This window comes from Pseudomonas sp. UC 17F4 (assembly GCF_900101695.1).
Classification (GTDB): domain Bacteria; phylum Pseudomonadota; class Gammaproteobacteria; order Pseudomonadales; family Pseudomonadaceae; genus Aquipseudomonas.
Genome location: NZ_FNKV01000001.1, coordinates 4,032,678 through 4,047,655, shown reverse-complemented (window position 1 = coordinate 4,047,655; position 14,978 = coordinate 4,032,678). Strand labels below are relative to the sequence as shown.

Here is a 14,978-nt window from a genome sequence, read left to right as displayed (position 1 = left end):
GGGTTCACGCACAAGGGGGATGAATGCCGGGTTTGATCGAAGACTACGCCCTGCTGGGTAACTGTCGCAGCGCCGCGCTGGTAGGCCGCGACGGCTCCCTGGACTGGCTGTGCCTGCCCAGGTTCGACTCCCCGGCGGTGTTTGCCGCCTTGCTCGGCAATGAAGAAAACGGCCGCTGGCGCCTGGCGCCGAGCGAGCCTTTGGTGCAGGTCAGCCGTGAATACCTGGACGGCACCCTGATCCTGCACACCACCTTCACCACCGCCAGCGGCCGTGCGCGCCTGATCGACTGCATGCCCCTGGCTGAACACAACAGCGTGCTGCGCATTGTCGAGGGCCTGGAAGGCGAAGTGCCGTTCGAGATGGACCTGGTGATGCGCTTTGACTATGGCAACAGTGTGCCTTGGGTCGAAAAGGCCGAGCCGCTGGTGCTCTCGGCGGTGGTTGGCCCCGACCGGCTGATACTGCGCAGCGGCGCCGCCACCCAGGCCCTGGATCACCACACCGGCAGCCGCTTTACCGTCAAGGCCGGCCAGCGCCTGGCCTTCAGCCTGAGCCACCAGGCGTCACACCTGCCATTGCCTGCAGCCTTCGATGCCGAGCAAGCTTTGCAACGGACCCGGGAGCAGTGGCAGCAGTTTTCGGCGCGCTGCCCGGACGTCGGCCCCTGGACGGCGCTGGTCAAGCGCTCACTGCTTACCCTCAAGGCCATGACCTACGCGCCCACCGGCGGCATTGTCGCGGCGGTGACCACCTCGTTGCCCGAGCGCCTGGGCGGTGAGCGCAACTGGGACTACCGCTATTGCTGGCTGCGCGATGCGACCATGACCTTGCTGGCGTTCATGAACCTTGGTTACTTCGAAGAGGCCCAGGCCTGGCGCGAATGGCTGCTGCGCTCGGTGGCCGGCAACCCCGAGCAGATGCAGATCATGTACGGCCTGGCCGGCGAGCGGCGGCTGGCGGAGTATGAAGTGCCGTGGCTGGCCGGTTATGAAGGTGCACAACCGGTGCGTATCGGTAATGCCGCAGCGTTGCAGCACCAACTGGATATTTATGGCGAGGTCGCCGATGCCATGAGCCAGGCAATTCGTGGTGGCCTGCCGCGCCACCCGCGTAGCGCGGCGATTGCCCGGTTGATCATGCCGTACCTGGAAAAAACCTGGCAGCAGCCGGACGAGGGCATCTGGGAGGTGCGCGGTGGGCAGCAGCACTTCACCCATTCCAAAGTCATGGCCTGGGTGGCCTTCGACCGCGCTGCCGGCTTGAGCGATACCACCGAAGAAGGTCAGGTGCGCGCCGGGCATTACCGTCAGGTGGCGGCCAGGATTCACCGGCAGGTGTGTGAACAGGGCTTCGATGGGCAGCTGGGCTGTTTCGTCCAGGCTTATGGTTCGACCGAAATGGATGCCAGCCTGCTGCAGATTGCCCTGACCGGCTTCCTGCCGGCGGATGATCCGCGCTTTCTCGCCACCCTTGCGCGCATCGAGCAGCGTCTGCTACGCAATGGCCTGTTGCTGCGCTATGACAGCGACAGCGGTTGCGATGGGCTGACGCCGGGTGAGGGGACCTTCCTGGTCTGTTCGTTCTGGCTGGCGGATGTCTATGTGCTGCTGGGGCGGGAGGAGGAGGCCAGGACCTTGTTCGAACGTCTTGCGGCCCTGTGCAACGACGTCGGCCTGCTGGCCGAGCAGTACGACCCGCTGGGCCGGCGCATGCTCGGCAATTTCCCCCAGGCTTTCAGCCATATCGGCATCATCAACACCGCGCTGAACCTGCACCGCGCCCAGTGCCCGGTGCGCGACCGGGCGCAATGTGGTTAAAGGCATCGCGGGTCAAGTCGGGTCGCCGCACCGCCGCTCCCACAGGTAGCGTAGGCCTTTAGAGGCGCGAGCTGATCCATTGGCGATGCTGCTCACACTTCACCTTTGCGCCTTGTCGGCGAATGGACCGGCGATGCACGAGAAGCGAAAGCAAAAAAGCGCTCTGCTTCTAGATGTACGTAATTGCAGACGCCACCGATCGTCCCTTGCAGAAGGCCGAGTGGAACCCTTGCGTAGTGGGGCGACGGCCATGGATGGCCGGCGAGCGCCGCAGGGCCAGGGACGGCCCTTCGGCGCGCCCCCACGGGAGCAAGGGTGGAAGGAGGGAACCCGGAGCGCAGCGCAGGGCCGATGAAGGGACAGGGCGTTTTTGGTTACTTTTGCCGCCAAGCAAAAGTGACCCGCCGTAAGGGCGGAAGGCGCCGGCAGCGCCTCATCATCAAATGGATCAGCTCAAACACAGCCTGGCTGCCCCAATACTTGCAAGCTGCTTAAGACAGTTGCTCCCACAGGCCCGTGCAGTCAGCGTTACAACCAGTAGGTCACCGCCCACCACCCCAGCCCACCCATGACCACGGTATAGGGCAGCGCCATCCACACCATGCGCCCATACGACAGGCGAATCAGCGGCGCAATCGCCGAGGTCAGCAGGAACAGGAATGCCGCCTGGCCGTTGGGCGTGGCTACGCTCGGCAGGTTGGTGCCGGTGTTGATCGCCACCGCCAGGGTCTCGAAGTGCTCGCGGCTCATGCCGCCGTTGACAAACGCCTGCTTGACCTCGGTGATATAGATAGTGGCGACGAACACGTTGTCGCTGATCGCCGACAACAGGCCGTTGGCGATAAACAGCATGCCCGGCTGCTGATCGGCCGGCAGCGCCAGTACCCACTGGATCAGCGGGGTAAACAGCTGCTGCTGGTGGATCACCGCGACCACGGCAAAGAACACCACCAACAATGAGGTGAACGGCATGGCGTCCTGGAACGCACGGCCCAGGCGGTGCTCGTCGGTGATGCCGGTAAAGGCGGTAATCAGCACGATCACCAGCAGGCCGATCAGGCCGACTTCGGCCACATGCAGGCCCAGGCCGATGATCAGGATCAGCGCTGCCAGGCCTTGCACCACCAGTGCGGCACGTTGCTGGGTGGTGCGCTGGGCGTCGTCTTCGGCGGCATAGGCGGCCAGCACCTGGCGCACGTTGTCCGGCAGCAGGGTGCCGTAGCCGAACCAGCGCAGTTTCTCCAGCAGCACGCAGGTGACCAGCCCGGCGGCCAGTACTGGCAGCGACACCGGCGCCACCTTGAGGAAGAACTCGGCAAAGTGCCAGCCCATTTCGTGGCCGATCAGCAGGTTCTGCGGCTCGCCGACCAGGGTGCACACGCCGCCCAGGGCGGTACCGACGGCGCCGTGCATCAGCAGGCTGCGCAAGAATGCGCGAAATTGCTGCAGGTCTTCGCGGTGCAGGTGGGCGACGTGCTGGTCGCTGTCCAGGTCCGAGTCTTCCCGTGGGTTGGCGCCGGAAGCGACGCGGTGATACACCGAGTAAAAGCCGACCGCCGCGCTGATGATCACCGCCGTCACCGTCAGCGCATCGAGAAACGCCGAAAGAAAGGCCGAGAGAAAACAGAACAGCAAGGCCAGCAGGGCCTTGGAGCGCACGCCGAGAAGAATCCGCGAAAACACGAACAGCAGCAGGTCCTTCATGAAGTAGATACCGGCGACCATGAACATCAGCAGCAGGATCACCGGAAAGTTGTGCTGCAGCTCTTCATACAGCGCTTGCGGCGTGGTCATGCCCAGCAGCAGGGCCTCGACCATCAGCAGGCCGCCGGGCATCAGCGGGTAGCACTTGAGCGCCATGCCGAGGGTGAAGATGAACTCGATCACCAGCACCCAGCCGGCCACCACCGGGCCGAGGGTGAACAGCAGCAGGGGATTGAGCAGCAGGAACAGGCACAAGGTAGCCTTGTACCAGCGCGGCGACTGGCCAAGAAAATTGTGGGCCAGGGCGCCGGCCAGGGAGCGGGACATGAAAATGTATCCTTATGATTCAACAGCTGGGCAAAGTGCCGCATGTGTGAACGGAGATCAAGGTAAAAGTCCCGGTTTTGGCACAAGCGCGGCCTTGGCGCCGACGGGCACCTTGTTATAGTCCTGCGATCAACCTCGCCGTCTTCAAGGAGAGCACCGTGACTGACTACCAAGCGTTCAAGGTCGAACTGAACAACCGCATCGCCCACGTGCAGATCAACCGCCCGGAAAAGTACAACGCCATGAACGCGGCGTTCTGGAGCGAAATCGTCGAGATCTTCCGCTGGATCGATGAAACCGACGAAGTGCGCGCGGTGGTCATCAGCGGTGCCGGCAAGCATTTTTCTTCCGGCATCGACCTGATGCTGCTGGCCTCGGTGGCCAACGAACTGGGCAAGGACGTCGGCCGCAACGCGCGCCTGCTGCGCCGCACCATCCTGCGCATGCAGGCCTCGTTCAATGCCGTGGACAACTGCCGCAAGCCGGTGCTGGCGGCAATCCAGGGTTACTGCATCGGCGGCGCCATCGACCTGGTCTCGGCCTGCGACATGCGTTACTGCAGCAGCGACGCGCAGTTCTCGATCAAGGAAGTCGACATGGGCATGGCCGCCGATGTCGGCACCCTGCAGCGTCTGCCACGGATCATCGGCGACGGCATCATGCGCGAACTGGCCTACACCGGGCGCAATGTCGCCGCCGACGAAGCCCAGCGCATCGGCCTGGTCAACCGTGTGTTTGACAGCCATGAGGCACTGCTTGACGGAGTCTTTGCCATTGCCGCCGAAATTGCGGGAAAATCTCCCATTGCCGTGGCCGGCACCAAGCACATGATCAGCTACATGCGCGATCACCGCATCGACGATGGCCTGGAGTACATCGCCACCTGGAACGCCGCCATGCTGCAATCCACCGATCTGCGGGTGGCGGTTGCCGCCCACATGAGCAAACAGAAACCCGAGTTCGCCGACTGACCCCCGGCGGCGAACCCCGCAAGGAACCGGCACATGTCAGCGCGTTGGACCACCGCAGTACTGGACACAAACCTCACCGGCGGCTGGGCGGTCGCCCGCAGCAGTGAGGGTTTTCTGGTCGATGACAACGGCGCGCTGTTCCCGCGCGACTGGCTCAAGCGCCAGGAGCTGGACGTGCTTTGCGAGCACGGCATCGGCCATTTCGATGGCCAGCCGGTGTTCCTTCTGGAGTTGCGCAGCCCCCAGGCGGTAGCCGGCTGCAGCTGGCGCGGCTTGCGTCAGTTCATGCTCGAAGGCGACTTCGAGACCTACAAGATTCTTGGCTATGCCGCGCAAATCGGCACCTGGGCCCGCGAGCACCGCTTCTGTGGCAGTTGCGGCCAGGCCATGGAGCAAATCCACTGGGAGCGGGCGATGTACTGCGCGCCGTGTGATTTACGCAGCTACCCGCGCATCTCGCCGAGCATGATCGTGCTGATCAGCCGTGGCGACGAAATCCTCCTGGCCCGTTCACCGCGCTTTGTCAGCGGCGTGTACAGCACCCTGGCAGGCTTCGCCGAGCCTGGCGAATCGGCCGAAGACTGCCTGGTGCGCGAAGTGCGCGAAGAGGTCGCGATCGAGGTGCAGAACATCCAGTACGTCGGCAGCCAGTGCTGGCCGTTCCCCCATTCGATGATGCTCGGTTTTCATGCCGAGTACGCCGGCGGCGAGATCGTCATGCAGCCGGACGAGATCGAGGACGCCCAGTGGTTTCGCGTCGATGCGCTACCGCCGTTGCCGGCGGGGCGTTCGATTGCGCGCTATCTGATCGACCTGTACGTGGCCCGCCGCCTAGGCCTGGCCGAACCAGTGCTGCCACGCTAGGCGCACGGTCAGCGCCAGCACCACGGTGATGAACACCGGGCGGATGAACTTGCTGCCGCCGCTGATGGCGGTGCGCGCGCCGAAGAACGCGCCGACCATCAGTGCCGAGCCCATCGACAGGCCCACCAGCCAGTCGACCTGGCCGGAGAAGATGAACACCGACAGCGCTGCGGCGTTACTGACGAAGTTCATGCTGCGCGCCACGCCGCTGGCCTTGACCAGGTCGATGGGGTAGAGCAGCAGCGTGCTGACGGTCCAGAACGCGCCGGTGCCCGGGCCGGCCACGCCGTCGTAGAAGCCCAGGGTGAAGCCTTGGGGGATCTGCCACTTCTTTTTCACCGGCGCATCGGCATCCAGCGGCGCCTTGGGCGTGCCGCCGAACAGCAGGTAGACGCCACAGAGAAAGACGATCACCGGCAGCATCTTGTTCAGCCATTCGGCCGGCAGGTAGTGGGCCACCACCGCACCGATCAGGGCACCGATAAAAGTACCGACCAGGGCATGACGCCACTGCGCCGGGTGGAACAGCTTGCGCCGGTAGTAGGTGAAGCCGGCGGTGGCCGAGCCGAAGGTCGAGCTGAGCTTGTTGGTGCCCAGCACCAGGTGCGGTGGCATGCCGGCGGTGAGCAGCGCCGGGGTGGTGAGCAGGCCGCCACCGCCGGCAATGGCATCGATGAAACCGGCAACGAAAGCGACGGCGGCAAGAATCGCCAGGGTGGTGGGGTCTACGCTGAGTTCGAAAGGCATGGCGTGGGCTTAATCGACTGGGCGCAGAAGGGCTGCGCCGAAGGGTCGATATGGTAATGGAGATCGGGACTGTCTGTCAGGGCCTCATCGCGGGGCTAGCCCGCTCCTACTGTAGGGGCGGGCCTGCCCCGCGATGCTTTCATCAGGACAAAAAGCCACCGTCGACATTCAACGCCACGCCAGTGGTGTAGCTCGATGCGTCGCTGGCCAGGTACAGCACCGCGCCGGCCATCTCTTTCGGGTCGGCCACGCGCTTGAGCGGGATCTGCTGCAGCGCGGTGTTGAGGATCGCATCGTTCTTGACCAGCGCCGAGGCGAATTTGGTATCGGTCAGGCCTGGCAGCAGGGCGTTGCAGCGGATACCGAACGGCGCGCATTCCTTGGCGAAGACCTTGGTCATGTTGATCACCGCCGCCTTGGTCACCGAGTAGATGCCCTGGAAGATCCCCGGCGACACGCCGTTGATCGAGGCAACGTTGATGATGCTGCCGCCACCGTTGTCGCGCATCAGCTTGCCGGCTTCCACCGACATGAAGAAGTAACCGCGGATGTTGACGTCGACGGTCTTCTGGAAGGCGCCAAGGTCAGTGTCCAGCACGTTGCAGAACTGCGGGTTGGTGGCGGCGTTGTTGACCAGGATGTCCAGGCGCCCGAACTGTTCGCGAATGCCGGCGAAGACCTGGCTGATCTGCTCCATCTCGCCGATGTGGCAGGCAACCGCGGTGGCCTTGCCACCGGCGGCGATGATCGCTTCGGCAACCTGCTGGCAACCCTCGAGCTTGCGGCTCGAGACGATCACATGGGCGCCTTGCTGGGCCAGCAGGTGGGCGATGGCTTCGCCGATGCCGCGGCTGGCGCCGGAGACGAAGGCGACTTTGCCGTCGAGGTCGAACAGGTGGGTCTTGGACATGGTCTTTTCCTTGTTGGAGTCGTCAGAGTGGGGACTTGCCGATGACCTGCAGGCTCATGTGCTCCAGCAGCGTGTTCATGTGGATGAACTGGGCGAAGCGCTTGTCCTGGGTCTGGCCGTGGAAGAACCGGTAGTAGATCTGCTGGACGATGCCGGCCAGGCGGAACAGGCCGTAGGTGTAGTAGAAGTCGTAGTTGTCGATTTTGATCCCGGCACGTTCGCCGTAGTAATCGACAAACTGCTGGCGGGTGAGCATGCCCGGGGCGTTGCTTGGCTGGCGGCGCATCAGTTGCACCGGCGCCGGGTCGTCGGCTTGAATCCAGTAGGCCAGGGTGTTGCCCAGATCCATCAGCGGATCGCCAATGGTGGTCATTTCCCAGTCGAGCACGCCGATGATGCGCATGGGGTTGTCGGCATCGAGGATGACGTTGTCGAAGCGGTAGTCGTTGTGCACGATGGCAGGCTTGGGGTGATCGGCCGGCATTTTCTCGCGCAGCCAGGCGATGACCTTTTCCCAGCGTGGCGCATCGGCGGTCAGGGCTTTTTCGTAGCGGCTGGCCCAGCCCTCGATCTGGCGTTGCACGTAGCCTTCGGGCTTGCCCAGGTCGCCCAGGCCGCAGGCGTTGTAGTCGACCTGGTGCAGCTCGACCATCCGCTCGATGAAGCTCTTGCACAGGGCCTCGGTGCGTTGGGCATCCAGGCCCAGCTCCGGCGGCAGGTCCGAGCGCAAGATGATGCCCTTGACCCGGTCCATGACATAGAACTCGCCACCGATCAGCGACTCGTCGGTGCAATGCACGTAGGCCTTGGGGCAGTAGGGGAAGCCGCTGTTGAGCTGGTTGAGGATGCGGAACTCGCGGCCCATGTCATGGGCGGATTTGGCCTTGTGACCAAACGGCGGGCGACGCAACACAAACTCGCGCCCGGCGTATTGCACCAGGTAGGTCAGGTTCGAGGCACCACCGGGGAACTGGCTGATGGTCGGCGCACCGGTCAGGCCCTGGATATGCGCTTTCAGATAAGGGTCGATCACTGCGGCATCAAGTTCTTCGCCGGGTCGGACCTGGGTGGACTGGTCGGTGAGCGTCATGCGTTTCCCTTATGTTCAAAGCCAGAGATTATTGGCCAATCTAATTCCTGCCGCGCACGCTCACAAGCACACCCGGGCGTTATAGGTGAGCGTGTTGCAGCACAATCAGCAGGTTTGATCGGCTGAGCATATATAACTACACCCCGCTCCCTGCGTGCCTTTGATTGACTGCTGCCTTCCGCCATCCATGAGGCAGCGACAATGACCACCGACACCCTGACGCCTTTCAAGAGCCATGAGCGCTATTTCAACCAGCAGATCCCCACCTGGCTGAGCCATGCCAGCACCCATGCCATCAAAGAGCTGCATCAACGTCAACTGCCTCCCGCGCAGAGTGCCGCAGATACCGACGCGCAACTGCGCCAGGCATTGAGCGACAGCCTGAGGCGTACCCAGGCCTCCAGCGCTGCGGCCGCCCGGGTTTTGAGGCAAATCAAGGGAATCAGCGAGTTTGCCGAGCCGCTGCTACGCGCTGAAATAAACAAGCGCTTCGCGCTGGATATCAGCGTAACGGCCAATGAGCTGGTGCACATGCGCGATGATGCTTCGTTGCGCGAAGATCGCCTGGCCTCGGTGTTGATATCACGCCAGCCGTTATTGCAGGCGGCCTTGCAGAATTTTACTGCAAGCGACGCAGAGATCTTTCGCACCGATACCTACAGTGCGGTGACGGCGGTCGGTGCCTTGCAACCTTTCCCCTCGACAGTGGACCCTGAGCGGCGCGCCCATCAATCCATCCGTTACGCCAGCAAGCTGCCCATCAGCCCCCAGCAGTTTGCAAAGCTGTGCCGGGAGCTGGATATCGGCCAACAGTACCAGGACCATCTCAAGTCGATTCTCGATGCCGCCCACAGTCGCGACGCCGTGCGCCGCACGCTGGTAGCAGCGGCCAGGGACCGCTGCGAAAGCAACGTGCACGCGGCGCGTATCGCCGGCCACATCAGCGAGCCGGCTTACCACATGCTCAAGCAGATGCTCAGGCAGTCGGCAAGCGCCCCGGCGACACAGACCTTGAGGGTCGACAAGGTGTATGAGAGTGGCAGCAGCGCGTTCGACGGCTCGCGTTGCTACCTGCTCAACCTCTTCGGTAGCACCCTGGGCGGCGGTTTTCTATTGCTTGGCCCCGATCCTGCCGGCCAGGCGCTGCCGGTGCCGGTCGTGGTGATAATGCCGGGCGATGCCAAGCCTGTGCAGGAATACGACTCCTACGCTGATTTTTACCGCAGCCTCAAGGCGCGCCTGCAAGACCCGCAGTTCCAGGGCTTTTTCAGTCGCTTCGTCGGGCGCCGCGGGCAATCCACCGTATTCGCTCAATTGAAGCAAAGCGACAACTGGCACGCGCACCCACCCAGGCTTCAGGAAATACGCGGCGAGTGCTTCGACTACCTGCACAGCGCGATGTTGGCCAGGGCCTGGGACGACGCCAGGACCCTGGCGGTGCCGACCGCTGATGTCGATCGCGACGCCTGGTTGCAGGAGCTGAACCATTACCTGGGCCTGGGCTTTAGTATGCTCAACGTAGCCGCGTTCTTCGTGCCGGGCCTGGGCGAGGTGATGATGGTGGCCCTCGGTGCGCAGCTGCTGGGCGACCTGTTCAACGGCCTGCAAGCCTGGGAGGCCAATGACCAGCAGCAGGCTATCAGCTACTTGCAGTCCTTCGGTATCAACCTGGCTATCACTGCCGGACTGGGTGTGGCTGCGGGAGCCGCGGGCGCAGCGTTGAGCCAGCCGCTGGCGATCGATGCGCTGGAAGTGGTCGAGCTACCAGGGGGTGAGGTCCGCCTGTGGCGACCGGATCTTGCCCCTTACCAGCAAAGCACAGCACTGCTGGAGGGCCACTTTGCCGATGCGCAAGGCATTTACCGGGTCGCTGGCAAACGCTACATCCGCATCGAGGGCAAGCCATTGGAAATCACCCAGGATTCGCACCTGGGCAAATGGCGTGTCGAGCACCCCGACGACCCTCAGGCTTACCGGCCTGTACTTGAGCATAACGGTGAGGGTGCCTGGCATCATGCGCTGGAGCGCGTCGACAGTTGGCCACGCCCGACCCTGGTGCGCAGGCTCGGGCACGCCTTCGAAGGTTGGGCAGACGCGGCGCTTGAGCGCATGGCCGACATCAGCGGCGTCAGCGATGCTGAGCTGCGTGCGGTCTACAGTGACGACCAACCCGCCCCGGCAGCCTTGCTCGACGTCAGGCGGCGGTTTGAAATCGATCGCCTGATCGCGGCACAGATCGACAATGTCAGGACCGGGCAGGGGTTGCAATCAGGCTTCAACTACCCGGTATCGCTGCTGCCGGAGTTACCGCGCTGGCCGCAAGGCAAAGCCGTCGAGCTGTATGACAGTGCCGAACTGTGGGGGCAACCGATGGTGTATGGTCGTGCGCAGCCTGAGGTGGCCGCCATCAAGCTCTCGCGCAGTGACCTGGCCGCAGGACGCCTGATTCGCAGGGTGGTAGAGGGTTTGAGCGTGGCCGAACGCAGCCGCTGGTTTGGTAATGACCACTTGGCCCGCGACCTTGAAGCCGAGATCGGCCAGCAACTGGCTGAGCAGATGCAGGCATCAAGGTCACGGATTTTCGACAGCCTGTACCTGAATGTGAGTGAACCGCTCGACCCCCTGCAAACGGCGTTGCAGCGGGATTTCCAGGGGCTGTCGCGGCCGCTCGCCGAAGCCTTGGTCAAGGCGGCCAGCGAAGTTGAGCGCAGCCGCTGGCAGGCTTCCGGGCGGGTGCCGCTGACGCTTGCCAAACGGGCCCGCGAGGCGTCGCGCCAGGTACGCCTGTCACGCGCTTGCGAAGGCCTCGAAATCAGCTACCTGGCCAATGACGACAACTACCGGCTGGCCCTGCATTTGTTGCCGGAATTGTCCGGCTGGAGCGACTCGGTTCATTTGAGCGTGCGCCGCGACAGTGTGTCCGGCACTGAGCTCGACAGCATTGGCAGCGCGGGCGCGACGTCGCGAAAAACCCTGGTTAAAAGTGCCCAGGGCTGGCGCGCTTTCGACGAAAATGACGCCGAGTTGAGCGGGCTTGAGACAGCGGATCACGGCTTCTTCACCAGCCTGCTGCAGGCTTTGCCCGATAGCGAGCGCGTGGCGCTTGGCTTGAACATCGGTGACAGCACCGCACTGCGCCGCGCCCTGCTGGTGCAGGCGGCGCGTCAGCCTGCCAAGGCGCGGCTGGCGTTGGGCATGGCGGTGGAGCAGGGGCGTTTCAGGCCGCCCCTGCCGGTCGGGGCCGGGCGCCGTGGCTATCCCTTGGGTGGTACGATCGGGCGCTTGTTGCCGCGCACGTATGAGCAGCGTCTGCGCAGCCTGTTTCCCGACAAGACCGATGATCAGTTGCGCGATATTGTCCGTAATGCAGTTTTGCAGGGTGAAAACCTGGAAAATTTAGTCGGCGATCTGGAGCAGGAGCTGGAAGCCGAACGCCAAGGCCTGTCGTCGTGGGTGGAACAGGGGGCTACAAACACGGCCCGCGAAAGGCGCCGGCAATTGGCGATGCAGTTGCTGGATGTCTGGCAACTGCGCAGCAGGGCGCCACTTGAGGTCAGCGAGTATCAAGTGGATGGGGCGCCCGGCTACGTACTGACACTCAACTCCCCCAGGGTTGATGCGCTGCCGCCTCTTACGAGCGCCGTCGGCCAGATTCTCGAACTCGAGTTGAGCAGCATGACGGCCATCAGTGAGTTGCCGGCAGAGTTCTTGAGCGCCTACCCCAATCTGCGTCGCTTGAGCGTACGTCACACGCCGATCACGCAAATCCCGCAGAACATTGGCCAACTGAGTGAGTTGCGGGTGCTGGATCTCACCTATAGCCGAACAGGGTTGGCCCACCTGGCGCGCTTGGGCGGGCTTCGGCGTTTGTGGTCGCTGGATCTTCGGGGCGTGTCGCCCTCGCCGGTCACTGTCACGGCCGAGCAACTGGCGCCCTTGCGGCAGCTGTCCGGCTTGCGCTTCTTGTCACTGATGGAGAACGAAGCCAGCTTCGGCCCAGGCGCGTTTGCCGAATTGGCCGGGATGCCGAACCTGCGCCGGCTGTACCTGACGCGCAACAACATCACCCTGAGCGAAGCCGATGTCAGTGAGCTGGCGGGCATAACCAACTTGCGTGAGTTGTCCATGGGCCATAACCCGCTGGTGCTTACTCCGGACATTCGCCAGATGCCGCGGCTGCGCCTCTTGGCGTTGCCGGACGCGCACATCACTGGCTGGCCGCTGGGGCTTGAGACCACCGCGAACTTTGACGTTCGCCTCGAAGGCAATGCCATTATCGAAGTGCCTGCTGGCGCCGGACGAATGCCGCGGCTGTTGTTTGGCTACGAGGGCATGAGCGAGGCGCTGACTACCCGCTTGATTCGTGAGCGCATGGCGGTTCAGGCCGAGCCCGGGGCGGACGTGCGTATCGAGGAGGTGCTGGATGACGGAGGGGACACCGACCTGAGCGCCTATCAGCAACTGACGCAAGAGCAGGAGCACACCGCGCTGGAGCTGTTTCGCCTGCCTGAGTCACGCTCGTTCAGGCGTTTACTGGCCCGGTTGCTGACCAACGGACAAGTAACCGAGCCTCAGGCTGTGCAACTGATCGAGGCGGCTGCAGCGGACCCTGAACAACTGGGCAGGCAACTGTTCGCCCAGGCAGTTGACGCCGATACCTGCGAGGACCGCGATATCGTGGTATTCAGTGACCTGCAGGGGCTGCGAGAGGCCGATCAGGCACTCGGTCAGGGTGGCCAGGCAAGTCGACAGTTGCTGGCCCTGGGCATCAGCCGCTGGCGCCTGCAACGCCTGCGCACCTATGTGGCGGAGCAGATCCGCGGCTGGCAGGCCGATCCGCAGTTCGTGCACTTCATCGATGCGATCGAAGTGGAACTGTATTACCGGATTCATCTGGCTGAACGCCTGGGCTTGCGTCATCAACCGACAGAAATGATCCATGGCCATACGGTGTTCTGGGTCACCAGCGATATGCTGGCTGAGGCTGCGCGTATAATCCGCCAGGATCAGGCGGCTCTGCTGCCTGAATGGATGACCCAGGAAATCTATTGGCAAGATTACCTCAAGCGCAGGTATCGCGCGCGCTACGAGGCGCTACAGGCTCAACTGGCCGGCATCTTCGATCCTGCGACCGGTTTCATGGAAGACTTGCAACGGCTACGAGGAACGCAAGCAGACCTGACGACGCCGCTTCCTGTGGTAGCGGGGGAGACGGCTGAACAGCTGGCCTCGGCATTTGCGCTGGCACCAAGCGAGCTGGCGCAGCTAGCGTACGATGAAGCCACATGGATTCAGGCCTACAGGAAACTGCAGGATGCCCGGGAAGTGAGGGAAAACGAGCTTCCAGGGGTGCTGACAAAAGAAGAAATTGGACGTGATGCTGGTTGAGCCAGCAAAAAAAAACCGAAGCCTGGGCTTCGGTTTTTTTTATCGCTGCCAGCCGATCAGGCCGGGAACAGCTCGCTCAGTTTCATCGACAGCATCATGTCGCCTTCAACGCGCAGCTTGCCGCCCATGAAGGCCTGCATGCCGTCGGTTTCGCCGCTGACGATACCCTTGAGGGTGTCGCTGTCCAGCACCAGGGTGCAGTTGGCGTCGGCGTTTTCGCCTTCCTGGATTTCGCAGGTGCCATCCTTGACGATGAGGGCGTAGTGCTTGTCTTCGTCAGTGATGTTGAAACCGAATACCAGGTCCAGGCCAGCGGCGGCGGCTGGGTTGAACTTGGCTTTCATCGCTTCGACGGCTTTTGCTACATCGCTCATGGTGTGTTCCTTATTAAGTGATTTGCGTGACGGGTGAGGTCACAACGAGCCGGGGTTCATCGGTAGGTGATGAGCTCCGGCGCCTTCAACAGCTGCACATGGGCCTGACTGTTGAAGGAAGCCAGGGCCACCTCGCGGCCGCGAAACTTCAGTTGGCTGAGCGAGGTGTTGATGATCTGCCAGTTCAGCTCGAAAGCCTGGCCGGCAGTGATACGGGTTACCAGGTGGAGCAGGGCGGCAATGGTGCCGCCCGAGGTGAAAATGGCAATGTTGTCGCCGTTGCCGGCCTGTTGCAGCACCCGCTGCAGGCCGCCATCGACCCGCTGGACAAAGCCCTGCCAGCTCTCGGCGCCTTCGCAGGCATGTTCGCCGCCGTGCCAGCGCTGCACCAGCAAGGCGAACAGGCGCTGGAACTCGCTGCGGTTCTGGGTGCCGTTGCGTAGCACGTGCAAGGCTTCCGGCTCGTCCGGCAACAGGCCGGGCAGCAGGCCGCGGATCACGCCGTCGGCATCGAATTCGTTGAAGGCGTTGTCGGTTTCCAGCGTGGGCACTTCGCAACCGGCGTTGTGCATCACTGCCAAGGCCAGTCGCGCGGTGTCCTGCTGGCGGCGCAGGTCGCCGGCCAGGCAGCGGTCCAGGCGCAAGCCCAGTTGCGCCAGGTGCTCGCCCAAGGCCTCGCTCTGGCGCATGCCCACGGGCGAGAGGACGTCGTAGTCGTCTGCACCAAATGAAGCCTGGCCATGTCGAATCAGGTAGATACTGCCCACGTCGTCCGCCTGCGCT

At 63.2% G+C, this 14,978-nt stretch carries 10 protein-coding genes; 4 read left to right on the top strand and 6 right to left on the bottom strand.

Annotation, left to right across the window (positions count from 1 at the left end; genetic code table 11):
- Positions 1-23 precede the first annotated feature (23 nt).
- The gene (locus BLR26_RS18295; RefSeq protein WP_093383676.1) at positions 24-1,820 is read left to right on the top strand and encodes a glycoside hydrolase family 15 protein; all 1,797 of its coding nucleotides are present in this window, start codon (positions 24-26) and stop codon (positions 1,818-1,820) included.
- 528 nt (positions 1,821-2,348) lie between these two features.
- Here BLR26_RS18295 and nhaB read toward each other — a convergent pair.
- A complete protein-coding gene (gene nhaB, locus BLR26_RS18290; protein WP_093383671.1) occupies positions 2,349-3,851 on the bottom strand; it encodes a sodium/proton antiporter NhaB in 1,503 nt (500 codons plus the stop codon).
- A 158-nt stretch (positions 3,852-4,009) separates the two neighbouring features.
- On the opposite strand from nhaB, the gene BLR26_RS18285 reads away from it, so the two are divergent.
- Together BLR26_RS18285 and nudC are read left to right on the top strand one after the other, a co-directional pair.
- The gene (locus tag BLR26_RS18285) at positions 4,010-4,822 is read left to right on the top strand and encodes a crotonase/enoyl-CoA hydratase family protein (protein ID WP_045198558.1); all 813 of its coding nucleotides are present in this window, start codon (positions 4,010-4,012) and stop codon (positions 4,820-4,822) included.
- 33 nt (positions 4,823-4,855) lie between these two features.
- Entirely contained in the window at positions 4,856-5,686 is an 831-nt protein-coding gene (nudC, locus tag BLR26_RS18280; protein WP_093383666.1) for an NAD(+) diphosphatase, read from the top strand.
- On the opposite strand, the gene BLR26_RS18275 is transcribed toward nudC, so the two are convergent.
- From BLR26_RS18275 to BLR26_RS18265, 3 genes are all read right to left on the bottom strand, one after another.
- A complete protein-coding gene (locus BLR26_RS18275) occupies positions 5,654-6,433 on the bottom strand; it encodes a TSUP family transporter (protein ID WP_045198562.1) in 780 nt (259 codons plus the stop codon). The two genes, nudC and BLR26_RS18275, sit on opposite strands and share 33 nt — an antisense overlap.
- Positions 6,434-6,575: 142 nt before the next feature.
- Positions 6,576-7,343: an SDR family oxidoreductase gene (locus tag BLR26_RS18270; protein WP_045198566.1), complete on the bottom strand. Its 768-nt coding sequence runs from the start codon at positions 7,341-7,343 to the stop codon at positions 6,576-6,578.
- A gap of 22 nt (positions 7,344-7,365) precedes the next feature.
- Positions 7,366-8,433 (bottom strand): phosphotransferase family protein, encoded by a 1,068-nt coding sequence (locus tag BLR26_RS18265; RefSeq protein ID WP_093383661.1) that lies wholly within the window; start codon positions 8,431-8,433, stop codon positions 7,366-7,368.
- Positions 8,434-8,634: 201 nt separating this feature from the next.
- On the opposite strand from BLR26_RS18265, the gene BLR26_RS18260 reads away from it, so the two are divergent.
- Positions 8,635-13,821, top strand: coding sequence for a dermonecrotic toxin domain-containing protein (locus BLR26_RS18260; RefSeq protein WP_093383656.1), 5,187 nt, complete (start codon positions 8,635-8,637; stop codon positions 13,819-13,821).
- A 56-nt stretch (positions 13,822-13,877) separates the two neighbouring features.
- Here BLR26_RS18260 and BLR26_RS18255 read toward each other — a convergent pair whose 3' ends face one another.
- Together BLR26_RS18255 and BLR26_RS18250 are read right to left on the bottom strand one after the other, a co-directional pair.
- The gene (locus BLR26_RS18255) at positions 13,878-14,195 is read right to left on the bottom strand and encodes an SCP2 sterol-binding domain-containing protein (protein ID WP_045198572.1); all 318 of its coding nucleotides are present in this window, start codon (positions 14,193-14,195) and stop codon (positions 13,878-13,880) included.
- Positions 14,196-14,251: 56 nt separating this feature from the next.
- Positions 14,252-14,962 carry a histidine phosphatase family protein gene (locus BLR26_RS18250; protein WP_093383652.1) on the bottom strand — a complete coding sequence of 237 codons (711 nt, stop codon included), beginning with the start codon at positions 14,960-14,962 and terminating at the stop codon, positions 14,252-14,254.
- Positions 14,963-14,978 lie beyond the last annotated feature (16 nt).